General features: G+C 67.2%; 20 protein-coding genes. 7 read left to right on the forward strand and 13 right to left on the reverse strand.

From position 1 onward, the window contains the following. Positions 1 to 310: 310 nt before the first annotated feature. Entirely contained in the window at positions 311 to 1228 is a 918-nt protein-coding gene (locus tag AE618_RS21820) for a PepSY-associated TM helix domain-containing protein (protein ID WP_248310977.1), read from the reverse strand. Between the two features lie 1469 nt (positions 1229 to 2697). Between AE618_RS21820 and AE618_RS28150 the strand changes: the two genes are divergently transcribed. Further along, a complete protein-coding gene (locus AE618_RS28150) occupies positions 2698 to 3480 on the forward strand; it encodes a hypothetical protein (protein ID WP_156330422.1) in 783 nt (260 codons plus the stop codon). 496 nt (positions 3481 to 3976) lie between these two features. Here AE618_RS28150 and AE618_RS21825 read toward each other — a convergent pair whose 3' ends face one another. The 4 genes from AE618_RS21825 to AE618_RS21840 form a co-directional block, all read right to left on the reverse strand. Next, the gene (locus tag AE618_RS21825; protein WP_054211189.1) at positions 3977 to 4321 is read right to left on the reverse strand and encodes an endonuclease domain-containing protein; all 345 of its coding nucleotides are present in this window, start codon (positions 4319 to 4321) and stop codon (positions 3977 to 3979) included. 101 nt (positions 4322 to 4422) lie between these two features. Continuing rightward, on the reverse strand, positions 4423 to 7101 hold the full coding sequence (gene uvrB / locus AE618_RS21830) for an excinuclease ABC subunit UvrB (protein ID WP_054211190.1): 2679 nt from the start codon (positions 7099 to 7101) through the stop codon (positions 4423 to 4425). Between the two features lie 367 nt (positions 7102 to 7468). Further along, positions 7469 to 7801 (reverse strand): GIY-YIG nuclease family protein, encoded by a 333-nt coding sequence (locus tag AE618_RS21835; RefSeq protein WP_349236446.1) that lies wholly within the window; start codon positions 7799 to 7801, stop codon positions 7469 to 7471. A gap of 626 nt (positions 7802 to 8427) precedes the next feature. Continuing rightward, positions 8428 to 8664, reverse strand: coding sequence for a DUF2945 domain-containing protein (locus AE618_RS21840; RefSeq protein WP_054211213.1), 237 nt, complete (start codon positions 8662 to 8664; stop codon positions 8428 to 8430). A 208-nt stretch (positions 8665 to 8872) separates the two neighbouring features. Between AE618_RS21840 and AE618_RS21845 the strand changes: the two genes are divergently transcribed. After that, positions 8873 to 9352, forward strand: coding sequence for a tetratricopeptide repeat protein (locus tag AE618_RS21845; protein ID WP_054211214.1), 480 nt, complete (start codon positions 8873 to 8875; stop codon positions 9350 to 9352). A 120-nt stretch (positions 9353 to 9472) separates the two neighbouring features. On the opposite strand, the gene AE618_RS21850 is transcribed toward AE618_RS21845, so the two are convergent. From AE618_RS21850 to AE618_RS21885, 8 genes are all read right to left on the reverse strand, one after another. After that, positions 9473 to 10687, reverse strand: coding sequence for a TIGR03862 family flavoprotein (locus AE618_RS21850; RefSeq protein ID WP_054211192.1), 1215 nt, complete (start codon positions 10685 to 10687; stop codon positions 9473 to 9475). 161 nt (positions 10688 to 10848) lie between these two features. Then, complete coding sequence (phoB, locus tag AE618_RS21855; RefSeq protein ID WP_054211193.1) at positions 10849 to 11547, reverse strand: phosphate regulon transcriptional regulator PhoB; 699 nt, start codon at positions 11545 to 11547, stop codon at positions 10849 to 10851. Between the two features lie 124 nt (positions 11548 to 11671). Then, positions 11672 to 12391, reverse strand: coding sequence for a phosphate signaling complex protein PhoU (phoU, locus tag AE618_RS21860; protein WP_054211194.1), 720 nt, complete (start codon positions 12389 to 12391; stop codon positions 11672 to 11674). Positions 12392 to 12421: 30 nt separating this feature from the next. Beyond that, entirely contained in the window at positions 12422 to 13222 is an 801-nt protein-coding gene (gene pstB / locus AE618_RS21865) for a phosphate ABC transporter ATP-binding protein PstB (RefSeq protein ID WP_054211195.1), read from the reverse strand. A gap of 47 nt (positions 13223 to 13269) precedes the next feature. Continuing rightward, positions 13270 to 14160, reverse strand: a complete 891-nt coding sequence (pstA, locus tag AE618_RS21870) for a phosphate ABC transporter permease PstA (protein WP_054211196.1) — start codon at positions 14158 to 14160, stop codon at positions 13270 to 13272. A gap of 16 nt (positions 14161 to 14176) precedes the next feature. Then, positions 14177 to 15148 (reverse strand): phosphate ABC transporter permease subunit PstC, encoded by a 972-nt coding sequence (gene pstC / locus AE618_RS21875; protein ID WP_054211197.1) that lies wholly within the window; start codon positions 15146 to 15148, stop codon positions 14177 to 14179. A 172-nt stretch (positions 15149 to 15320) separates the two neighbouring features. Then, a complete protein-coding gene (pstS, locus tag AE618_RS21880; protein WP_054211198.1) occupies positions 15321 to 16346 on the reverse strand; it encodes a phosphate ABC transporter substrate-binding protein PstS in 1026 nt (341 codons plus the stop codon). Between the two features lie 122 nt (positions 16347 to 16468). Further along, a complete protein-coding gene (locus tag AE618_RS21885) occupies positions 16469 to 17527 on the reverse strand; it encodes an ATP-binding protein (RefSeq protein ID WP_054211199.1) in 1059 nt (352 codons plus the stop codon). A gap of 149 nt (positions 17528 to 17676) precedes the next feature. On the opposite strand from AE618_RS21885, the gene ppk2 reads away from it, so the two are divergent. The 5 genes from ppk2 to AE618_RS21910 all read left to right on the forward strand — a co-directional run bounded on the left by ppk2 (position 17677) and on the right by AE618_RS21910 (position 23521). Then, positions 17677 to 18636: a polyphosphate kinase 2 gene (gene ppk2 / locus AE618_RS21890; protein WP_054211200.1), complete on the forward strand. Its 960-nt coding sequence runs from the start codon at positions 17677 to 17679 to the stop codon at positions 18634 to 18636. A gap of 122 nt (positions 18637 to 18758) precedes the next feature. Continuing rightward, complete coding sequence (locus AE618_RS21895; RefSeq protein ID WP_054211201.1) at positions 18759 to 19508, forward strand: SDR family NAD(P)-dependent oxidoreductase; 750 nt, start codon at positions 18759 to 18761, stop codon at positions 19506 to 19508. An 11-nt stretch (positions 19509 to 19519) separates the two neighbouring features. Then, on the forward strand, positions 19520 to 20650 hold the full coding sequence (locus AE618_RS21900) for a TIGR03364 family FAD-dependent oxidoreductase (protein ID WP_054211202.1): 1131 nt from the start codon (positions 19520 to 19522) through the stop codon (positions 20648 to 20650). Next, the gene (locus AE618_RS21905; protein ID WP_082365472.1) at positions 20647 to 22182 is read left to right on the forward strand and encodes an alkaline phosphatase family protein; all 1536 of its coding nucleotides are present in this window, start codon (positions 20647 to 20649) and stop codon (positions 22180 to 22182) included. Before AE618_RS21900 ends, AE618_RS21905 begins: the two co-directional genes overlap by 4 nt. 199 nt (positions 22183 to 22381) lie before the next feature. Further along, entirely contained in the window at positions 22382 to 23521 is a 1140-nt protein-coding gene (locus AE618_RS21910) for an extracellular solute-binding protein (RefSeq protein ID WP_054211204.1), read from the forward strand. Positions 23522 to 23634 lie beyond the last annotated feature (113 nt).

Genomic DNA, 23634 nt, shown 5'->3' on the forward strand with positions numbered 1-23634 from the left:
CCGGCGGGCCGGCCGGGGCGGGCCGGGCGCCCCGCGGGGCGCCGCCCGGAGGTGGGGCGAGGCCTGGTGGGCGGGCACAGCCCCCCCCCCCGCTGGGGGTGGGGGGGGGGGGGGGGGGGGCAGTGCCGCTCGGCGAAACGGCAAAGGATGGCTCTCCGGCTTTGCGGCCCCCCATCCCTAACCCTTCCCCACCGCAAGCGGGGGGAAGGGGACGAGTCCCGGCTTCAAGCGATGGCCCTGCGGCGCAGACCCCTCCCCACACGGGGGAGGGGTTCCCCGCGCCAAGCCCCGCAAGGCCCTGCCCCCTGCCTCAGGCCGCCGCCGGCCGTGGCCGCTTGTTGCGCTTGCGGAAGCGGCGCTTCGCCCAGATCACCAGCCCCGTGCCCCAGAGCCCGGCCAGCACCAGCGAGAGCGCGAGGTTGAGGCCGCTGCCCCAGAGCGCATGCCAGTTGCCCTCATGCAGCGCGCGCGGCCAGTTCATCGGCGGCGTCTGGAGCCCTTCGCGCGTCACCACCACGCCGGTCAGCCGGTTGTCGACATAGACCCGCGCCAGCAGCCGCCCGCCGCGCAGCCGCAGCGAGGTCAGGTCGGCGAGGTCATGCGCGCGGGCGACGAGCGGGATCGCCTCCGCCAGCGGCAGCCGCGCCGGCCGCGCCGCGCCACCGGCCGGCGCGGCCGGCGTCAGGCTGATGCCGAAGGCGATGGCGAGCCCGGTCAGCGGCGACAGCACGATCAGCGGCAGGAACACCCAGGCGGCGACGCTGTGCCAGCCGCCCAGCGTGTTGCGCAGGCGCGGCCAGCCCATCAGCACGCCCAGCAGCGCCAGCACCAGCATGGCGATGGTCGAGGCGGTGACGAGCCAGCCGAGATCGAGCAGCAGCCGCTCATGCAATTGCCGGGCGGTGCCGAACCAGTCGGCCCAGCCCGGCTCGTCGATCTCCTCGCCGGTCCGCAGGCTGACATCGACCGAGCCGTCGGGCCCGACCCCGTTCAGCGTCATCAACTGGTCATAGGTGCGGATCGTCAGCCCGGTCGCTTTCGCTTCAGGATCGAATTTCCGCAGCGCCGCCAGCACCGAGGCCTCGGTCACCGGCGCCACCGGCCGCGTGCGCTGCGCCAGCGGCTCGATCGACAGCACGAGCCCGCTTAGGATCAGCGCGATCAGCGGCAGGGCGAAGACGAGCGTGATCCAGCGGTGGAACCGCAGCCAATAGGGCTTGAGCATCATGGGAATGAACTTTCGGACAGCGGCGTCGCCTTGGAATCATTCTAAGGTGTGCCGCATCCCTACCGCAAGCCGCATGGCCCCACCCTGCGCTGGATCAAACCCGCACCTTCTCATCCTCCCCCGTCATTCCGGGGCGCCCGAAGGGCGAGCCCGGAACCCAGAACCGACGCCCTTCGAAAACGGGGCGCTGGCATGGCCCGCCTGATCTCGATGAACTGCGGTTCTGGGTTCCCGGCTCTTCGCTGTGCGGAGCCCCGGAAACACGGCGAGAGAACCAACGCTTTGCGCCACGCGACGCACCGAGCGCCCCGGCCGGCTCGCGCCGCAGGGTTTTCGGGCAGAGGTCTCACACGACTGCGAATCCGAGGGGATGCGCGGGGAGAGGCGGCGTCGCAGTCGACGGCTGCGTGCCGAAGTCGATGTCGAAGTCGAGATGTCGAAGCAGCGCCGTCAGCCGCCGCCTCGCCCCGCGCGCGGTTCTCTGGGGGCCCGTCGTCATTGGGAGTCCGGCGAGGACCCGGACCTGCCTGTTTGGCCCGGATGACGAACGGCGCCTCCATGACGCCGGCCCGCAACGGCCGGACGCCATGAACACCGCAACCCCGCCCGGCCGCACGATGCCTCGCGACAGCCCCCTTGGTCGGGCGGAGCGAGGGGACAATAGGGTTGGGTTTGGGGCGCGGGGATAAGATTTCTCGAAGAGCGCGAACGATTCCGGCTCAGGCGCGGGGAACCCTCTCCTGTAAGGAGAGGGCAGGGAGAGGTGTCGGCCGCTCTCAGTATGGCGCGAGCCCTGCCCGCACGCTGCGGTGGGCTCGGCGTTTTGCTGGTCGAGGGGCCGACACCTCTCCCCTGCCCCTCTCCTTACAGGAGAGGGGTTCCCCGCGCGTTTCGCGGCATGCAACGGAACCAAGACGCACACTTCCTTCTACCCACGGGGGAGAAGGAGTCGTCCCTATAAAGCGACCGCCGGGCTACGCCCGGCGGTCTTCACGAAGGGCGTCAACTGCGATCAGCAGCAACGCCAATGTCCACAAACGGACTCGGCGCGTCCAAAGCGGACGCGGATATAGGCAGACACCCAATGACAAGCGCGAGCGCCAAGCATTAGCCATCCCTCCCTTAAAAGGGTTGCGGATGGGCGGCTTGCGTGCGAATCTCGTACTGCGCGTAGCGAGAAACTGGGCCAGCCGCCCGGTTACTTTGCCACCAAGGAGGCCGGTCCCCGCCACAGGGATCGGCCTTTTTGTTAGTCTCCCCAAGGACGCCGGCGGCAAGGGCGCGGGGGCTTGCCATCTGTAACCATTATAAACTCCTTGCGACTCATACGCATATTAAGCGGCCGAGGCATCCTGTCAACAAACAGACAGGCAAAAAATGACAAGGCATATTTTGTCAGGTTCGGCGGATTTGTCTTGTTGATGTCGGGAAAGGCCCGTATCCTCCTGTAAATAAAGGAGGCCTCTCCAATGACCGACCATGACAACCTTGATCGCGCACGCAAAGAGCGAAGCCCATCCTTTCCCTTCATTCCTCTCAAGAAAGCACTTGATAGAGCTCAGGTGATGGCAGGGGCGCACAGAAGGAGTCCGGCAAGGGCTAGCGTCGTCGGCGAAACGTGGGGCTACTCGCCATCAAGCAGCGGTCTTACCCAAACGATCGCCGCACTCAAAGCATACGGACTTCTTGATGATGTCAGCAAAGGCGAAGATAGACGCCTACAGCTCAGCGAGCTAGCTTTTCGGATAATGAACGATGCGCGGCCCGGCGCCCGAGAGGCGGCCATTCGCGATGCGGCTCTGCGGCCCAAACTGCTTGGAGAATATGCTCAAACCTGGCTTCCCGATCGCCCAAGCGATGCGCACTGTATTAGTGAGCTGACCCTGGATCGGGGCTTCACAACGGAGGCGGCCAAATCGTTTCTGCGGACGTTCGACGACAACGCGTCTTTCGCAGGCCTGACTAATGGAGACAAAGAAAGCGAACTCTTGCCAGCCCTCACCGCTGATACCCCGGCAACCCAATTAAGAGCAAAGCCGTTAGACGAGCCCGATCCGCCGTCAAAACACGCTGAAAGAGAACATCGGGGCCTCAGCATGAATGTTATCGGTTCGCCCTATCGCGTAACATTTACAGGCTCAGCGATCGAGATCAGCGCCATCATAAACAGTAGCGGAGAGGCAGATGCCCTTGTTAGCGCAATAAACGCGCTAAAGATTTTGCTACCTCAGAAGATTGAAACTGACGAATAGTCCATCCTGCGATTGAGCTTTAGCCTACCACCGCCTCGCACTCCCCTCACCAGCCCCCTTCAGTATCTGCATCCCCCCGCCCCTGCCTCCCCGCAGCAGCGTAAAGCGCGGGGAACCCCTCTCCTGTAAGGAGAGGGGCAGGGGAGAGGTGTCGGCCCCTGGACCAGCAGGGCGCAGACCTCACCGCTGCCAACGCGCGAGCCTCATGCGGATGATGGCCGACACCTCTCCCTGCCCTCTCCTTACAGGAGAGGGTTCTATCGCGCGGTTCGCGCCGCTTCGCGGATGGCGGCGATGACGGCGTCGCGGTCATTCAGCACCGTCTCACCAAGCCCCAATCATATCCGCGGGGAACCCCTCTCCTGTAAGGAGAGGGGCAGGGGAGAGGTGTCGGCCCCTGGACCAGCGGGGCGCAAACCTCACCGCTGCCGACGCGCGAGCCTCATGCGGAGAACGGCCGACACCTCTCCCTGCCCTCTCCTTACAGGAGAGGGTTCTATCGCGAGGTTCCCGCCGCTTCGCGGATGGCGGCGATGACGGCGTCGCGGTCGTTCAGTATCGTTTCGTTGCGGAAGCGGATGAGCGTGAAGCCGTGGCGCTCGATTTCCTGCGTGCGCGCCGCGTCGTAGTCGCGCTCGGCGTCATGCTGGGCGCCGTCGAGCTCGATGATGAGTTTGCGCTGGAGGCAGAGGAAATCCACGGTGTAGCCGAGCAGCGGGACCTGCCGGCGGAACTTCAGCCCGTCGAGGCGGTGGGCGCGGATCAGCGACCAGAGGATGTCCTCCGGGGTGGTGGAGTGCTTGCGAAGTTTTCGGGCGAAGTCCTGTCGCTCGGTTGCCATGGTGCCTCATACGGGAAACGGCCGACACCTCTCCCCTGCCCCTCTCCTTACAGGAGAGGGGTTCCCCGCGCCGGGCTCCCGAAGGGTGAGGACAGCATGAGTTAACTCCGCCGCCGCCCGCCCCGCTGCTCCCCAGCCCCCTTCGGCCGCTGCTCCGTCCGTGGCCCCATCTCGTCGAGCGTCGGCTTGCGCGGGCGGGGGGCGGGCTTGGCGACCGGGCGGCCCTCGCCGCCACCGAAATTATGCGGCCCCATATCCGCATCCGTCGGCTTGCGCGCCCGCGTCGGCAGGTTGGCGCTGTCGCCATAGGACCGCTCGCCCTTGTAGCGCCCGGCCGAGGCCTCGACATCGCCCTGGCGGGCCAGCGGATCGTCGGAGATCGCCAGTTCGGTCGCTTGCAGGCGCTTGATCTCGTCGCGCAGCCGGGCGGCGGTTTCGAATTCGAGATCGGCGGCGGCCTCGCGCATGCGCTTTTCGAGGTCGGCCAGCGCCGCCTTGAAATTGTGCCCGGCGGCGGGGATGCCGAGGCCGGCATCGACCGTGACATGGTCGCGCTCATAGACGGAGCCCAGGATGTCGCCGATGGCGCGCTTGATCGTCTGCGGCGTGATGCCGTGCTCGGCGTTGTAGGCCTCCTGCTTCTCGCGGCGGCGCGCGGTCTCGGCCAAAGCGCGCTCCATCGAGCCGGTGATGTGGTCGGCATAGAGGATGACGCGGCCGTCGACATTGCGCGCGGCGCGGCCGATGGTCTGGATCAGCGAGGTCTCGGAGCGCAGGAAGCCCTCCTTGTCGGCGTCGAGAATGGCCACAAACCCGCATTCGGGAATGTCGAGCCCCTCGCGCAGCAGGTTGATGCCGACCAGCACGTCGAAGGCGCCCAGCCGAAGATCGCGCAGGATCTCGATGCGCTCGATCGTGTCGATGTCCGAATGCATGTAGCGCACGCGCACGCCGTTCTCGTGCAGATATTCGGTGAGATCCTCGGCCATGCGCTTGGTCAGCACGGTGACGAGCGTGCGATAGCCCTTGGCGGTGACCTCCTTGATCTCGTCGAGCAGGTCGGCGACCTGGTGCTTGGCCGGGCGGATCTCGACCGGCGGGTCGATCAGCCCGGTCGGCCGGATGACCTGCTCGGTGAAGACGCCGCCGGTCTGCTCCATCTCCCAGGAGCCCGGCGTCGCCGAGACATGCACCGATTGCGGGCGCATCGCGTCCCATTCCTCGAAGCGCAGGGGTCGGTTGTCCATGCAGGAGGGCAGCCGGAAGCCGTATTCCGCCAGCGTTGCCTTGCGCCTGAAGTCGCCGCGATACATGCCGCCGATCTGCGGCACCGTGACATGGCTCTCATCGGTGAAGACCAGCGCATTGTCGGGCAGGTATTCGAACAGCGTCGGCGGCGGCTCGCCCGGCTTGCGGCCGGTAAGATAGCGCGAATAGTTCTCGATGCCGTTGCAGGAGCCGGTCGACTCGATCATCTCGATGTCGAAGGTGCAGCGCTGGTCGAGCCGCTGCGCCTCGAGAAAGCGCCCGTCGCGGTTGAGCTCGTCGAGCCGCGCCTTCAGCTCCTCCTTGATCGACTTCACGGCCTGCGTCAGCGTCGGGCGCGGCGTGGTGTAGTGCGAATTGCCGTAGACCTTGACGAATTCGAGGTCGGCCGTCTTCTGCCCCGTGAGCGGATCGAACTCCGCGATGCTCTCGATCTCGTCGCCGAACAGCCCGATGCGCCAGGCGCGGTCCTCATAATGGGCCGGGAACAGCTCGATCGTGTCGCCGCGCACGCGGAAGGAGCCGCGCGTGAAATCATGCTGGGTGCGCTTGTATTGCAGCGCCACAAGATCGGCGATGAGCTGGCGCTGCTCGACGCGCTCGCCGACCTTCATACTGAAGGTCATCGCCGTATAGGTCTCGACCGAGCCGATGCCGTAGATGCAGGAGACGGACGCGACGATGATGACGTCGTCGCGCTCGATCAGCGAGCGCGTCGCGGAATGGCGCATCCGGTCGATCTGCTCGTTGATGGACGACTCCTTCTCGATGAAGGTGTCCGAGCGCGGCACATAGGCCTCGGGCTGGTAGTAATCGTAGTACGAGACGAAATACTCGACCGCGTTGTCGGGGAAGAAGCTCTTGAACTCGCCATAGAGCTGCGCCGCCAGCGTCTTGTTCGGCGCCAGGATCAGTGCCGGGCGCTGCGTCTTCTGGATCACCTGCGCCATGGTGAAGGTCTTGCCCGAGCCGGTGACGCCGAGCAGCACCTGGTCGCGCTCCTGCCGGGAGATGCCCTCGACCAGCTCGGCGATCGCCGTCGGCTGGTCGCCAGCCGGCTCGTACTCCGAATTCATCCGGAAGCGGATGCCGCCCTCGGATTTGTCGGGGCGCGGCGGCCGATGCGGCGTCCAGGCCCGGCCGGGCTCGATGAAGGGGTTGCCGGTCTCCAGCAGCGTCTGCAGCGAGGTCGCGGTCGCAGCCGCCGCGCCCTCGGCCCCGATGAAGGCGGCATCGGCCTTCTTCGAGAGCTTGCGCTTGGGCCTGTCCTCGCCGCCTGGCCGTTCCGTGGCGTAGCTCGGCTTCGCCTCGTAGCCGGCCTGCGGCTTGTCGGAAAACCCCGACGCGCCACCGGGCACGGCATTGCCGCGATTGATCGCCGGATTCAGCAGATCGGCGAGGTACCCCTCCAGCGGCTTCAGCTCCTGGCGCGACGCCTTGGAATTAGGCGTGCGGGCGGAAGACGGCTTCTTGGCCGGCTTCGGCTTGGCGGTTTTGGCGGGCGTGTCGGACATGACGCCAATATGGGGCGACTCCCTGCCGCGCGCGAGGGGGGACGGCGCATGGCAGGGCGGATTGGTGACAGCAGTTGGCAGGAGTGTCCTCCCCTCCCCCGTCATTCCGGACAAGCGGCGAAGCCGCGCCGATCCGGAATCCATGCCGGAGCGTGTGCCGGGTGAGGTTCAGGCATGGATTCCGGGTCTCCGCTTCGCTGCGCCCGGAATGACGGGGGTGGGTTACAGCACTCAACCGTCATTCCGGACAAGCGGCGCAGCGGCGCCGATCCGGAATCCATGCCGGAGCGTGTGCCGGAGAGGCTCAGGCATGGATTCCGGGTCTCCGCTTCGCTGCGCCCGGAATGACGGGGGTGGGGTGGCAGGGTCAATCCAGATGAACCGTGCCGTAGAGATCGTTCCAGTCCGGGTTCCCCTTCTCGATCAGGGCGATCTTCCAGGCCCTGCGCCACCCCTTGATCCGTGTTTCCTGATCGATCGCCTCCTCCGCACGATCGAAGGCTTCAGCATAGACAAGCCGCGTGACGCCGTAGCGCTTTGCGAAAGCAGAACCATGCCCGTCACGGTGCTCGGACATCCGTCGCGCGAGGCTGTTCGTCACCCCGACATAGAGCGTTCCGTGTTTCTGGCTGGCCATGATGTAGACCCACATGCGGACGCCCCTGATCGGAAAACGGGTCAGCGCAGAAAAGGCTCTCACATCTCCGTCATTCCGGACAAGCGGCGAAGCCGCGCCGATCCGGAATCCAGGCCGGAGCGCCTGCCGGGTGAGGTTCAGGCATGGATTCCGGGTCTCCGCGGAGTTTACCCTTGGGCCGATCGCAGATCGGACCCGAGGGCTGCGCCCGGAATGACGGCGGCGGGTTACAGCACTCAACCGTCATTCCGGACAGGCAGCGAAGCCGCGCCGATCCGGAATCCAGGCCGGAGCGCCTGCCGGACAGGCTCCGGCATGGATTCCGGGTCTCCGCTTCGCTGCGCCCGGAATGACGGCGGTGGGGTCCGGAAGTGGGCGACGTCCGAAACGCGCCGTCGTTCCGGACAGGCGGCGCCAGCCGCGCCGATCCGGAATCCGGGCCGGAGCGCCTGCCGGAGAGGCTCAGGCATGGATTCCGGGTCTCCGCTTCGCTGCGCCCGGAATGACGGGGCTGGGGTCTGGAAGTGGGCGACGTCCGAAACGCGCCGTCATTCCGGACAGGCGGCGCCAGCCGCGCCGATCCGGAATCCGGGCCGGAGCGCCTGCCGGAGAGGCTCAGGCATGGATTCCGGGTCTCCGCTTCGCTGCGCCCGGAATGACGGAGCCTTTATGGCTTCAGGGAAGGCCCCTCACCCCTCTGCCTCCACCTCGCTGTGCGATTTCAGCGCGTAGCCGCCGCGCGGCTGCGTCACCAGATAGGCGGGGTTCTCCGGGCTGGCGTTGCGCTTGACCTCCGTGCCCTTGATCGTGCGGGTCACCGGCTCCGTGAAGATCTGCTCGATCCGGCCGCGCGCGACATGCGCGCCCCAGCGCCAGCTCACATCGGTTCCGGGTGCGAGTGCCTTCGGTATGGCAGGCTTGGTCATGACGGGCTCCGCGATCGCGATGCCGGTTAAACGCGCCAAACCCGGCGCCGGATCACCGCATCGCACAGCCCGGCCGGCGGGGCGCTGCGGCCTCTGCGTCGCCACCCCCTGTCGTCGTCGCAACCGTGTGATGGTGCCGGCCCAGACTGAGGCTGGCGCCGCCACCGGCGTCATGCTGAGATCGCGGACCGCGACAGGGGAGGACAGGATGGCGTACCGGCTCTGGGGACTGTTTGCCTGTCGGCTCGCGCTGGCGGCTTGCCTGCTGACGGTGTGCCTGCTGGCGGCGCCGCCGGCACGCGCCGTCGGGCCGGACTGGACCGTTCTCGACGAGGACCCCGACTATCGCCAGGCCCGGCGCTGGATCGAGGAGAAGAATTTCGCGCCCGCCATCGAGAAGCTGACGGCGCTGCTGATCACCAAGCCGGATTCGCCGGTGCTGCTGAACTGGATCGCCTATTCGCACCGCAAGCTGAAGAACTACCCGGTTGCCAAGCAATATTACGACGCCGCCCTGCGCTACGACCCGACCTTCCTGCCGGCGCTCGAATATCAGGGCGAATGGTTCATCGAGACCGGCGACATGGCCTCCGCCAAGGCCAATCTCGCAAAGCTGGCGCAGCTCTGCGGCCGCTGCCACGAATGGCAGGACCTGAACCAGGCGATCGGCAAGGCGGAGGGGAAGTAGCAGGCCGTCATTCTCGGGCGGAGCGCAGCGCAGACCCGAGAATCTCAGGCCGATCGATGTAAGGGAGCCTCATCGTCACGAGATGCTCGGGTCAAGCCCGAGCATGACGCGCGACGACCGTCACCCCCGCCCCAGCCACGCCTCCATCCCCACCGCCGCCGCGACGCCCGTCGCGAAACAGCCCTGCAGCAGGTAACCGCCGGTCGGCGCCTCCCAGTCCAGCATCTCTCCGGCGACGAAGACACCGGGCAGCCGCTTCAGCATGAAGCGGTCGTCGACCTCGGAGGCCGCGATGCCGCCCGCCGTCGAGATCGCGCGGGCAATCGGCATCAGCCCGGTCAGCCGCAGGGGCGTCGACTTGATCGCCGCCGCCAGCGCCGCGGGCGCCTCACCGAGCCGCCCCCCGGCGCCGTCGCGCAGCACGGCGACGGCTGCCGGCGACAAGCCCGCCTTGCGCAAATGGTTGCTCAGCGTCTCGCCCTGGCGGCGCTTGCCGAGTTTGTCCGTCAGCCGGGCGATGTCGAGATCGGGCCGCAGATCGATCACGATCGCGGCAAAGCCGTCGCGCGCGATCGCCTCGCGCAAGAGGCCCGACAGCGCATAGATCGCGCCGCCTTCGATGCCATCGGCATCGATCATCGCCTCGCCCGCGACCTCCCGGCCGCCGAAGCGGATGACGATGCGCTTCAGCGGCGCGCCCGCAAAACGCTCGCGCAAGGTCGCCGTCCAGTCGACGGCAAAGCCGCCATTGGCCGGCCGCAGGGGCTCGACCGAGACGCCCCTCTGCGCCAACAGCGGCACCCAACCGCCATCCGAGCCCAGCCGCGGCCAGCTCGCCCCGCCGAGCGCCAGCAGCACCGCATCGGGGGTCAGCGTGACCGTCCCGCCAGCGGCGGTGGCGAAGCTCAGCGCCCCCTCCGGCGTCCAGCCGGTCCAGAGCCGCCCGGCCTCCAGCCTGACGCCGAGCCCGTCCAGCCGCCGCAGCCAGGCGCGCAGCAGCGGCGAGGCCTTCATCGCCTTCGGGAAGACGCGCCCGCTGGACCCGACGAAGCTCTGCGCGCCGAGCCCGTCGGCCCAGTCGCGCATCGCCTGCGGCGGAAAGGCGGTAATCGCGGGCTCCAGCCAGTCCCGTGCCGCGCCGTAACGCGGCAGGAAGGCGTCGAGCGGCTCGGAATGCGTCAGGTTGAGCCCGCCGCGCCCGGCCAGCAGGAACTTCCGCGCCGGCGACGCCATCCGCTCATGGAGGGTGACGCGATGGCCGGCGATGGCCAGCCGCTCGGCGGCGATCAGGCCCGCCGGGCCTGCCCCGATGATGGCGATGTCTTTGCTTTGCATGCGCCGGGCTTGCGCCGTCGGGCGCTGCCGGTCAAGCGATCCGGCTCGGGGGCCGCGACAAGGCCGTCATTCTCGGGCGGAGCGAAGCGCAGACCCGAGAATCTCTACCAAGGTCATTTCCGGCGAGAGATGCTCGGGTCAAGCCCGAGCATGACGGTGCCTCAGGCCCGCGCAAACGTCTCGTCGAAGGCATAGCCGGCACCGCGCACGGTGCGCAGCGGGTCCTTGGCGTCGCCGGGTGTGATCGCCTTGCGCAGCCGCCCGACATGGACGTCGACGGTGCGCTCGTCGATATAGACGTCGCGACCCCAGACTGCGTCGAGAAGCTGGGCGCGCGAATAGACCCGGCCGGGCGCCTGCATCAGGAATTCGAGCAGCCGGAACTCGGTCGGTCCGAGATGCAGCTCGAAGCCGGAACGGCGCACGCGCCGCGTCGTCCGGTCCAGTTCGAGATCGCCCGCCGTCAGCAGGCCGGCGACATGCCCGGGCTTCGCTCGGCGCAGCAGCGCCTGGATGCGCGCGATCAACTCCGGCAGCGAGAACGGCTTGACGACATAGTCGTCGGCGCCGGTGGCCAGGCCCCGCACGCGCTCGGTCTCCTCGCCGCGCGCGGTCAGCATGATGATCGGCACGCGCTCGGTGTCGCGGCGCGCCCGCAGGCGGCGGCAGAGCTCGATGCCCGACAGGCCCGGCAGCATCCAGTCGAGCAGCACGAGATCGGGCGTGTTGTCGCGCAGATGCAGCTCGGCATCGTCGCCGCGCGCGACGGAGTCGACCTCGAAACCCTCGGCCTCGAGATTGTAGCGCAGCAGCAGCGTGAGCGGCTCCTCGTCCTCGACGATCAGGATGCGGGCGGGCATGGCGGGTTTCCGAATGTTGGGCGGTGTCGTGCGTCATTCTCGGGCTTGACCCGAGAATCTCTAAGACCAGAAGGTTCTGGTTTCCTGGATGGTCGGGTCAAGCCCGACCATGACGCACCAAGACCTAGCTTCCCGTCACCGCCTCGAGATTGATGTCGGTGGTGTCGAGCTTGGGACGGTTGAGGTCGAGCGATTCGCCGGTGACGAGATAGTGGATCGTCTCGGCGATGTTGGTGGTGTGGTCGCCGATGCGCTCGATGTTCTTGGCGCAGAACAGGAGATGCGTGCAGAAGGTGATGTTGCGCGGATCTTCCATCATATAGGTCAGGAGCTCGCGGAACAGCGAGGTGTAGAGCGCATCGATCTCGCCGTCGCGATGCCAGACCTCGAGCGCCTTCTGCTCGTTGGCCGAGGCATAGGCGTCGAGCACGTCCTTGAGCTGGGCCTGGACCAGGCGGCTCATGTGCTCCAGCCCGACCACGGCGCGATGCGGCGGCGAGAACTGGCCGGAGATCGCCACCGCGCGCTTGGCGATGTTCTTGGCAAGATCGCCGACGCGCTCGATGTCCGAGGCGATGCGGATCGCCGAGATGAGCTCGCGCAGGTCGTTGGCGAGCGGCTGGCGACGCGCGATCGTCAAGACCGCGCGCTCCTCGACATCGCGTTGCAGGTTGTCGAGGCGCTGGTCGGCGCTGATCACCTTCTGCGCAAGCGTGGTGTCGCGGCGCACCAGCGCCACGGTGGAATCGCCGAGCATGCGCTCGGACATGCCGCCCATCTCGGCGAGGCTGCGGCGCAGCGCCTCGAGTTCGGCGTCGTAGGAGCGGACGATATGGTCTGTCATCGGCGTGTATCCCTGTGAAGCGCGTGCGAGTCAGCCGAAGCGGCCGGTGACGTAGTCCTGCGTCTGCTTCTTGCTCGGGTTCATGAAGATCGTGTTGGTCGGAGCGAACTCGATGACCTCGCCGAGATACATGAAGGCGGTATACTGCGAGATGCGCGCCGCCTGCTGCATGTTGTGCGTGACGATGACGATGGTGAAGTCGGTCTTGAGCTGCTCCAGCAGATCCTCGATCTTGCCGGTCGAGATCGGATCGAGCGCCGAGGTCGGCTCGTCGAACAGGATGACCTCGGGCTTCTGCGCGATGGTGCGTGCGATGCACAGCCGCTGCTGCTGGCCGCCCGAAAGGCCCATGCCCGAGGTCTTGAGCTTGTCCTTGACCTCGTCCCACAGCGCCGAGCGGCGCAGCGCACCCTCGACACGGTCATCGAGCTCCGACTTCGGCGGCTTCTCGTAAAGGCGGATGCCGAAGGCGACATTGTCGTAGATCGACATCGGGAAGGGCGTCGGCTTCTGGAAGACCATGCCGATGCGCGAGCGCAGCTCGTTCACGTCGACCTCGTTGGAGATGACGTTGCGCCCGTCGAGCATGATCTCGCCGGTGGCGCGCTGCTCGGGATAGAGCGAGTAGATGCGGTTGAAGATCCGCAGCAGGGTCGACTTGCCGCAGCCGGACGGGCCGATCAGCGCCGTGACGTGGCGGTCACGGAAGTCGAGATTGATGTTCTTCAGCGCCTTGTGCTCGCCGTAGTAGAAATCGAGGTTCTTGACCGCGATCCGCACGGGGGCGTCGGCATCGAGCGTCTGCGGGCTCAGTTCCAGCGTCGAAAGCATCGACTTTTTCCTTCAGATCGAACGCGACGAGGGTTCAGTTGGGCTGCTTACTTGCCGCCGCGCACGATGCGGCGGGCGATGAGCGAGAGCACCAGGATCGACATGGTGATGATCAGCGAACCAGCCCAGGCCAGCTGCTGCCAGTTCTCGTAAGGGGCGGAGGCGAACTGGTAGATCGTCACCGGCAGGTTCGAGACGCCGCCCATCAGGTTGGGGGAGAACCAGAAATTGTTGTTCAGCGCGGTGAAGATCAGCGGCGCGGTCTCGCCGGCGATGCGGGCGAGCGCCAGCAGGATGCCGGTCACCATGCCGGATTTGGCGGCCTTCCAGGTGATCGAGGTGATCACCACGGAGGGCGGCGCCCCGAGCGCCGAGCCGGCCTCCCGCAGCGGACCCGGCACGAGCCGCAGCATGTCCTCGGTGGTGCGAACGATGACCGGGATCGCGATGATGCCGAGCGCCACGCCGCCGGCCCAGCCGGAATAGCCGCCCAGCGGCTCGACCATGATGACGTAGACGAACAGGCCGATCAGGATCGAGGGCGCCGAGAGCAGGATGTCGTTGATGAAACGGATCAGGTCGGCGAGCTTCGAGCCCTTGCCGTATTCGGCGAGATAGGTGCCCGCCAGCACGCCGATCGGCGTCGCCACGACGATGCCGAGGAAGGTCAGGATCACCGAGCCGGCGATGGCGTTGGCGAGACCGCCGCCTTCCGAGCCGGGGCCCGGCGTGACCTGGGTAAAGGTCGCGACGGACAGGCCGCCGACGCCCTTCACGATCAGCATGCCGAGGATCCAGAACAGCACGAAGATCGCCAGGAAGGTGAAACCGGCGGCGGTGACGCGCATCGCCTTGTCGGCGGTGCGGCGCGACTGGCGCACGCGGCCCCAGGTCGAGGGCGGAAGGGCGCGGACGGTGGAGGGTGTGGTCATGCTCATGATCGCGCGGGCCCGTTCAGAAGGTCTTGACCCGCGCGACGAGGATGCGCGCGATGACGAGGACGACGAAGGTGACGAAGAACAGGATGCAGCCCAGCGCGATCAGCGCGTTCATCTGCAGGCCCAGCGCCTCGTTGAACTCGTTGGCGATGCGTGAGGCGATGGTCGAGCCCGGATCCATGATCGAGGCCGAGAGCCGGTTCGCGTTGCCGACGACGAAGGTCACCGCCATGGTCTCGCCCAGCGCGCGGCCGAGCCCGAGCATGACCGCGCCGATGATCGAGACGCCGGCCTGCGGCACCAGCACATGGCGCACCACCTCCCAGGTGGTCGCCCCGATGCCATAGGCGCTCTCGCGCAGCACGGAGGGGATCTGGTCGAGCATGTCGCGCACGATCGAGGCGATGAAGGGGATGATCATGAAGGCCAGGATGATGCCGGCCGTCAGGATGCCCAGCCCCGAAGGCGAGCGTGAATAGAGCACGGTGCCGACGATCGGGAGCCCCTCGACGATGTTGGAGAGCGGGATCTGCACATAGGCCGCAAAGAGCGGCACGAAGACGAACAGCCCCCACATGCCGTAGATGATCGACGGCACGGCCGCGAGCAGTTCGACCGTCGTCGAGACGGGCTGCTTGAACCAGGGCGGCGCCAACTGGGTGAGATAGACCGCGATGCCCAGCGACAACGGCACGCCGATCACCAGGGCGATCAGTGCCGTCGAGAGCGTGCCGACGATCGCCGGCCAGGCGCCGTAAACATCCGCCTGGGTGTCCCACTGGCTGCCCGTGAGGAAGCCGAGACCGAACTGGCGGAAGGCCGGCCAGCCGCCGATGACCATCGACAGCATGATGCCGGCGAGCAGGACGAGGACGAACAGCGCCGAGAGGAAGCTGGCGTTGCGGAACACGATGTCGAACGTGCCCTTCGGCGTCTTGCGCTGAGGGTGCGCGGCCGGGATGCTCATAGGGTCGGTCACGGCTGTCATCCGTGGAACTCCGGTCGTAGCCAAAACATGGGATGCAGGAACGAGGCAGGACAAGGATTATGTCTCTGGATCGAACCCTCATCCCCAACAGCGATCGAAGCGCGCCGCTGCTCGGGATGAGGGTCGGAGAGATGCGAAGCGGGGGTGTCCCCGCTTCGCAATGTCGTTGCGATCAGAAGATCGGCTTGCCGGCCGGGTCGGTGACGCCCTTCCAGGCGTTGCGGACCTGATCCTTGACCGTGGCCGGGAGCGGCACGTAGTCGAGGTCGAGAGCGAGCTTGTCGCCGTTCTTGAAGGCCCAGTCGACGAACTTCAGCGCGGCCTGCACCTCTTCCGGCTTTTCCGGCTTGGCGTGGACGAGCAGGAAGGTGGCGGCCGTGATCGGCCAGGCGTCGGCGCCCTTCTGGTTGTTCAGCGAGATGCCGAAGCCGGGAGCCTCGTTCCAGTTGGCGTTGGCGGCAGCGGCCTGGAAGGCCTTGTCGTCCGGGGCCGGGAAGTTGCCGTCGGCGTTCTGGATCAGGGCGTAGGAGAGCTTGTTCTGCTTGGCGTAGGCGTATTCGACATAGCCGATCGAGTTGGCGACCTGCTTGACCGAGGCCGAGACGCCCTCATTGCCCTTGCCACCGATGCCGACAGCCCACTGGACCGACTGGTTGGCGCCGACCTTGGACTTCCAGTCAGCCGAAACCTTGGAGAGGTAGTCGGTGAAGACATAGGTCGTGCCCGAGCCGTCCGAACGGTAGACGGGGTTGATGTTGGCGTCGGGCAGGGTCACGCCGGCATTGAGCGCGACGATCTTCGGGTCGTTCCACTTCTTGATCTCGCCCATGTAGATGCCGGCGATGATCGGGCCGGTCAGCTTGAGCTTGCCGGCCTCGACGCCCGCCACGTTGATCGCGGGCACGACGCCGCCCATCACGGTCGGGAACTGGATCAGGCCGTCCTTGGTCAGGTCTTCGCCCTTGAGGGGAGCGTCGGTGGCGCCGAAGGCGACCGTCTTGGCCTTGATCTGGCGGATGCCGCCACCCGAGCCGATCGACTGGTAGTTGAGACCGATATTGGTCTCCTTCTTGTAGGCTTCGGCCCACTTGGCATAAATCGGGAAGGGGAAGGTCGCGCCGGCGCCGGTGATGTCGGCGGCCTGGGCCACGCCGGACAGACCGATGGTCGCGGCCGCGAGAATGAGAAGTTTGCGCATGAGATGTCCTCTCTGGATCGCAGGTTTAGCGAGCCGTTCAGAACACTGTCTGCATGACAGCTTCATGACAACGCGTCACAGCGTTTGTCATATTGCCGTCACGCAGCGTTAACGGATCCGGCTCACGGCTTGCGCGGCGGCGCTCCGAAGCGTGGCAGCACGGCCCGGAAGGTGGCTCCCTCGCCGAGTGCGCTTTCGATCGTCAGCCGGCCACGATGGCGCAGCACGATGTGCTTGACGATGGCAAGGCCCAGCCCCGTGCCACCGGCCTCGCGGCTGGCCGCGGTATCGACGCGATAGAAGCGCTCGGTCAGCCGCGGCAGGTGCTCGGGCGCGATGCCCGGCCCGTCGTCGCGCACGCCGACGCTGCACTCGGCCGGCCCATCCAGCACCTCGATCAACACCTCACCGCCGCGCTTGCCGTATTTGATCGCGTTCTCGACCAGGTTTTCCATCAGCCGCAGCAGTTCGTCGCGATCGCCGGCGACCCTGACCGGCTCGGTGGGAGCACGCAGCGTCAGGGTGACCTCGCGTTCGCGGGCCATCAGCGTCAGCGAATCGACGATTTCGCGCGAGATCCCGGTGAGATCGACCGGGGTCTCCGGCGCCAGATGGGCGCGAAGCTCGATCCGCGACAGCGACAGCAGGTCATCGACGAGGCGCGCCATGCGCAGGCCCTGCTCGCGCATGATCGCAAGGAAGCGGTCGCGCGCGCCGGCGTCGTTGCGTGCCGGCCCCTGCAGGGTCTCCACGAAGCCGAGCAGCGAGGCCAGCGGCGTGCGCAGCTCGTGGCTGGCATTGGCGACGAAATCGACGCGCATCCGCTCGGTGACGCGCTGCTCGCTGAGATCCTCGAAGGTCAGGACCACCGGCCGCCGCCAGCCTGCGCCGGGCAGTGCGGAGATGTGGATCCGGAAGGTGCGCTCGACCGGCACGCGCTCGATCAGTTCGATGACCTGGCGGCCGCCCTGGCGGGCGACGCCGTCGATGGCCTCGATCAGGTCGGGATCGCGCATCACCAGCGTCAGCGGCTGGCCCGTCTCCAGCGCCGGGATCAGCGCGCGCATCGCCGGGCTCAGCGCCTGGGCGACACCCTGGACATCGAGCAGGACCACGGCGGCGCCCATCGCCTCGATCAGGGCATGCGTCGCGGAGGCAAACGGATCGACGGCAATGGCCATGCGGAAGGGAACCTCAGGCTCTCGCTGACGCGACGGCCGAACGGCCTGCCGCGGGACGAAGGGCTCTTCCTGAGCGTAAGGCCGGCGCGCGTCAATTCCCTTTGCTTCCACAGCCGGCTAGGCTGCTTTCCCTCACGAGGATCATTGCCATGGCGAAAACCGTTCCAGGAAGCCGGCCGAAAGCTGCGCTGCGGCTCGTTGCCAAGGCGGAGCAGGAGGCCAAGCCGGACCGCAAGCGCGCGGCCGCGCGCAAGGCCGCTGGCGCAGAGGCGTTCGACATCGAGGCAGACACCCTGCCCGCCGCGATCGTCGATGCCGCCTTCCGCAGCGGCGACTACCCCTATGGCAAGCGCATGAAGCGCAAGCGCTATGAGCAGGAACTCGCGCCGCTGCAGATCGAATTGCAGAAGCTGGCGAACTGGGTGCGCGAGACGAAAGAGCGCATCGTCATTCTGTTCGAAGGCCGCGACGGCGCAGGCAAAGGCGGCACCATCGGCCGCTTCACCCAGCATCTCAATCCGCGCCAGGCGCGCGTCGTGGCGCTGTCGAAGCCCTCCGACAGCGAAGCCGGGCAGTGGTATTTCCAGCGCTATGTCACGCAGATGCCGACAGCCGGCGAAATCACCTTCTTCGACCGCTCCTGGTACAACCGTGCCGGCGTCGAGCGCGTCATGGGCTTCTGCACGCCGCAGCAGACCGACGCCTTGCTGCACGAGGCGCCCGCCTTCGAAGGCATGCTGGTGCGCGACGGCGTCCGGCTGATCAAACTCTTCATCACCATCGGCCCTGAAATGCAGATGGTTCGGCTGCATGACCGCTGGCACGATCCGCTCAAGCGCTGGAAGCTCTCGCCGATCGATTTCGAGGCGATCCCGCGTTTCGCCGCCTACTCGCAGGCCTTCGACGACATGCTGGCGAGGAGCTCGACGCCATGGGCGCCTTGGCATGTCATCCGCGGCAACGACAAGCTGCGGGCCCGGCTGAACGCCATCCGCCACGTCCTCCTCGCCATCCCCTACAAGGACCGCGACGAGGCGGCGATCGGCAAGCTCGACGACAAGGTCGTGGTCACCGCCGAGCACTATCTCCACAAGGGCGGCGAGACCTGAGCGCGCCCTCGGCGGCCGCCAGTCCACCCACCCCTACACACACCGGTCATTCCCCTGTCATCGCTGGCGCTGCTCTTGCAGAGCGTCGGCGGCCGAGGCCAGACGAACGAGAAGGCACCACCATGAGCAAGACCATCCTGATTTCGGGCGCGACCGCAGGCTTCGGCGCCGCCACCGCGCGGCGCTTCGTCGGGGCCGGCTGGAAGGTGATCGGCACCGGCCGCCGTGCCGACCGTCTCGACGCCCTGAAGGCGGAACTGGGTGAGAATTTTTACGGCGCGGCCTTCGACATCACCGACGAAGCCGGAATGACGGCGGCGCTCGGTGCCCTGCCCGAGCCGTTCCAGGCGATCGACGTGCTGCTCAACAATGCCGGCCTCGCGCTCGGCACCAAGCCCGCGCCACAGACCGCGCTCTCCGACTGGAAGACGATGATCGGCACCAACGTCACCGGACTGGTGGCGCTGACGCATCACCTGCTGCCCGGCCTGATCGCGCGCAAGGGCGCGGTCATCAACATCGCCTCGGTCGCGTCGAACTGGCCCTATTCGGGCGGCAACGTCTATGGCGGCACCAAGGCCTTCGTGCGCCAGTTCTCGCTGGGCCTGCGCTCCGACCTGCACGGCAAGGGCGTCCGCGTCACCTCGATCGAGCCAGGCCTGTGCGAGAGCGAGTTCACGCTGGTGCGCAATGGTGGCGACAAGGCGGCCTATGACGCCCTCTATGGCGGCGCCGATCCGCTGCAGCCCCAGGACATCGCCGAGACCGTGTTCTGGGTCGCGACGCTGCCCCCGCACGTCAACATCAACAGCCTCGAGATCATGCCGGTGAGCCAGTCTTTCGCCGGCTTCCAGATCCACCGCAACAGCTGAACAAGGCTCTCATGGTCTACGATCTCGCCATCGTCGGCGCCGGCATTCTCGGCCTGGGCCATGCGCTCGCGGCCGCACGGCGCGGCAAGCGCGTCGTGGTGATCGACCGCGACGCCCAGGCCAACGGCGCCTCCGTGCGCAATTTCGGCTTCGTCACCGTCACCGGCCAGGGCGCCGGCGATTGCTGGACGCTGGCGCGCCGCTCGCGCGACATCTGGGCGGAGATCGTGGCGGATGCCGGGATCGACGTGCTCCAGCGCGGGCTCATGCTGGCGGCGCGCCTGCCGGAATCGGAAGCGGTGATCGACGCCTTCCTGCGCACGGAGATGGGCGAAGGCTGCCGCCGCCTGACCAGCGCCCAGGCCTGCGAGGCCGTTCCAGCCTTGCGCCCGGAGGCGGCCCGCTTCGCGCTGCACAGCCCGCATGAACTGCGCGTCGAATCCCGCCACGCGATCCCACGGGTGACGGCCCTGCTGGCGGAGCGGCATGGCGTCGAATTCCGCTGGAACACCAGCATCGTCGCGGTGGAGGCCCCGCGCCTGATCACAGCCGGCGGCGACGTGATCGAGGCGGAGGCGATCGTGGTCTGCCCAGGCGACGAGTTCACCACGCTGTTTCCCGAGCGGCTCGCCGCCTATGGCGTCACCCGCTGCAAGCTGCAGATGCTGCGCCTGCGCCCGGCGGCGCCCGCCCCGCTCGCCAGCGCCGTGATGTCGGATCTCGGGCTCGGGCGCTATCTCGGCTATGCCGATCTGCCGGAGGCCGAGCCGCTGAAGCGCCGGCTCGACGCCGACATGGCGGCCCAGCGCGAGAACGGCATCCACCTGATCGTCACGCAATCGGCCGATGGCTCGCTCGTCGTCGGCGACAGCCACCACTACGCCACGACGCCCGACCCCTTCGCCTCGGAGGCCGTCGACCAGCTCATCCTCGACGAGTTCGATGCCGTGCTCGACCTGCCCGGCCGCACCGTGACCGAACGCTGGATCGGCACCTATGCCTCGGCGCCGGATCGCTGGCGCCTGACCGACAGGCCCTCGGATGCGGTACGCATCGTCGTCGTCACCGCAGGCTGCGGCGCCTCGACCGGCTTCGGCATCGGCGAGGAGACGATCGCCGATCTGTTCGGGCCGGTATCGTGAATCAGAATGGTCCGGTGAAGCCCAACATCCTGCTCGTCACCGCCGATCAATGGCGCGGCGACTGCCTCTCGGCGCTCGGCCACGCTTGCGTCAGGACGCCAAATCTCGATGCGTTGGCCGCTGAGGGCACGCTGTTTGCCCGCCACTATGCTGGAGCCGCGCCCTGCTCGCCGGCGCGCGCCTCGCTCTATACCGGCCTCTACCAGATGAACCACCGCGTCTGCCGGAACGGCTCGCCGCTGGATGCCCGCTTCGACAATCTGGCGTTGCTCGGCCGCCGCGCCGGCTACGACCCGACCCTGTTCGGCTACACGGATACGGCGCCCGACCCGCGCGGCATGGCCCCGGGCGATCCGCATCTGACGACCTATGAAGGCGTGCTGCCGGGCTTCACCACCCGAACCCTGCTGCCCGAGCATGAGCGTCCCTGGCTCTCCTGGCTGCGCGAGCGCGGCCATGCCGAGGCGACGAGCCGCGACGTGCACCGCGCCAGCGGACAGCCCGAGACCGGTAACGCGCCGCCGCGCTATGGCCGCGATGAGACCCAGACCGCCTTCCTGACCGACGAGTTCCTCCGCTGGCAAGGCGAGCAGGATGGCGCCTGGTTCGCGCATATCTCCTTCCTGCGCCCCCACCCGCCCTTCGTCGTGCCCGAGCCCTACAACACGATGTTTGCAGCCAGCGACGGCCCGGCCTTCGCCGGCGCCGCCGACCGCGACAGCGAGCGCGCCTTGCACCCCTATGTCGCCTGGCAGATGGCGGCGCAGAAGAAGCACAGCTTCGTGCAGGGCGCACAAGGCTGCGTCGAGGATTGGAGCCGGGCCGACTTCGCGGCCTTGCGCGCGGTCTATTACGGCATGATCGCCGAGGTCGACGCCCAGATCGGCCGCATCTTCGCGACGCTGCGGGCGCGCGGCGCGTGGGAGAACACGCTCGTCATCTTCTGTTCCGACCATGGCGAGATGGCGGGCGACCACTGGCTGCTCGGCAAGGGCGGCTTCTTCGAGGCGAGCTACCACATCCCGCTGATCATCCGCGATCCCGCCCGCCGGGCGCATGCCGGAACGCAGGTCACGGCCTTCACCTCCGCCGCCGACATCCTGCCGACGCTCGCCGAGCGGCTCGGCCTGTCGCCCGCCAACCATCAGGACGGCGCGTCGCTGCTGCCCTTCCTCGACGGCCGAACACCTGCAAACTGGCGCGAGGCCGCGTTTTGGGAGTTCGACTTCCGCGACATCGCCGATGGCGCGGCCGAGGCGTATTTCGGCCTGCCCTCCAACGCCTGCAACCTCGCCGTGATCCGCGACGGCGCTTGGAAATACGTCCACTTCGCCGGGCTGCCGCCGCTGCTCTTCGACCTCGCCAACGACCCCGCCGAGACCCGCAATCTCGCCGACGACCCCGCGCTCGCCCCGGTCAGGCTGGCCTGCGCCGAGAGGCTCCTGTCGCTGCGGGCGCGCCATCTCGACCAGACGCTGGCCTATACCCACCTCGCCGCTGGCGGGCCTGTCATCGCGCCGCCATCCGCCTGACCGAGACTGGTCTTCGCTTCGCCAAACCATAGCCGGCTCGATGAGCCGGGCTGTGGCGTCAATCTTGCTTGGCTCATCGCCAGATCGAGTGTGGCTCCGCAGGGGCCGTCTCGGGCGCGGGCCCGGGCGACAATACCGAGGCCTTCCAACCAAGAAACCATCACATTCCAAGACACCATCACATTCACAGGGGATCACGATGTCCAAGACGCAGAGCAGGGCAATCATCGGCCGCCGTGACTTTCTGAAACGCGCCGCCGCGACAGGCGCGGGCGTCGCGATGCCCGCCATCATCAGCAGCGGCGCACTCGCCTCATCCGGCGAGATCAACATCATGATGTGGTCGGACTATCTGCCGGAAAGCTTCGTCAAGGCCTTCACCGCCAAGACCGGCATCAAGGTCAACTTCACCGGCATCGGCTCCAACGACGACATCCTCAACAAGATGAAGGCCAGCAACGGCCAGGGCTTCGACATCGTCACCCCGACGGTGAACCGCTCGCCGCTCTGGAAGGATCTCGGCCTGCTCCAGCCCTTCGACATGAAGAAGGTCGCGCTGGAGAAGGTGAACCCGGCCATGGCGCTGGGCGAGACGCATTGGAACTTCGCCGGCAAGGGCACGCATTGGCTGCCGCATATCTGGGGCACCGAAGGCGTCTCCTGGCGCACCGACAAGTTCACGCCGGCCGGTTCCGCGCCGAGCTATTACGACGTCTGGGACGATGCCAATGCCGGCAAGACCATGGGCCGCGGCCATTCGATGATCCTGGGCCTGGGCCTCGGGATGGAGAGGCGCGGCGAACTGGCGCCCGGCTCGGTCTGGGAGGCCTACAAGACACCGGAGAAGATGACCGAGGTCTGGACCAAGCTGACCGAGACCGCGATCAAGAAGAAGAAGAACATCAAGCTGATCTGGAACGACGCCGACGCGCAGAAGAACGGCCTGCTCAACGAGGGCGTCATCGTCGGCCAGACCTGGGACGGCCCGCCGATCGCGCTCAAGACCGCGGGCGAGCCGGTGATGTACCGCGCCCCGGTCGAGGGCGCGATGGCCTGGGTCGACGGGCTGGCGCTGCCGATCGGCGTCAAGAACATCGACCAGGTCTACGCCTTCATCGCGGCCTGCTACGACGCGCAGCTCGCCGGCGAGGCGATCAAGACCCATGGCTACAACTCGCCGGTGCTGGGCGCCGACAAGTTCGGCGGCGAGGTCTACGCCAAGAACTTCGCCGACGCCTATCCCGGCGACGCGCTCGCCAAGCTCAATCCCTGGCCGGCCGAGGCACCCTGGTATGCCGCCAAGCGCTCGGAATTCACCAATAAGTTCATGAGCGCCTGAGGGACAAGACGGCCACCCGCGCCGTCATCCCGGACAAGCGGCGATAGCCGCGCCGATCCGCTGCGTCCGGGATGACGCGGCGGAGATGCGACATGCAGCCCAAACCTCCATCC

Origin of the sequence: Allobosea vaviloviae, assembly GCF_001298265.1 — a bacterium.
Lineage (GTDB): Bacteria > Pseudomonadota > Alphaproteobacteria > Rhizobiales > Beijerinckiaceae > Allobosea > Allobosea vaviloviae_B.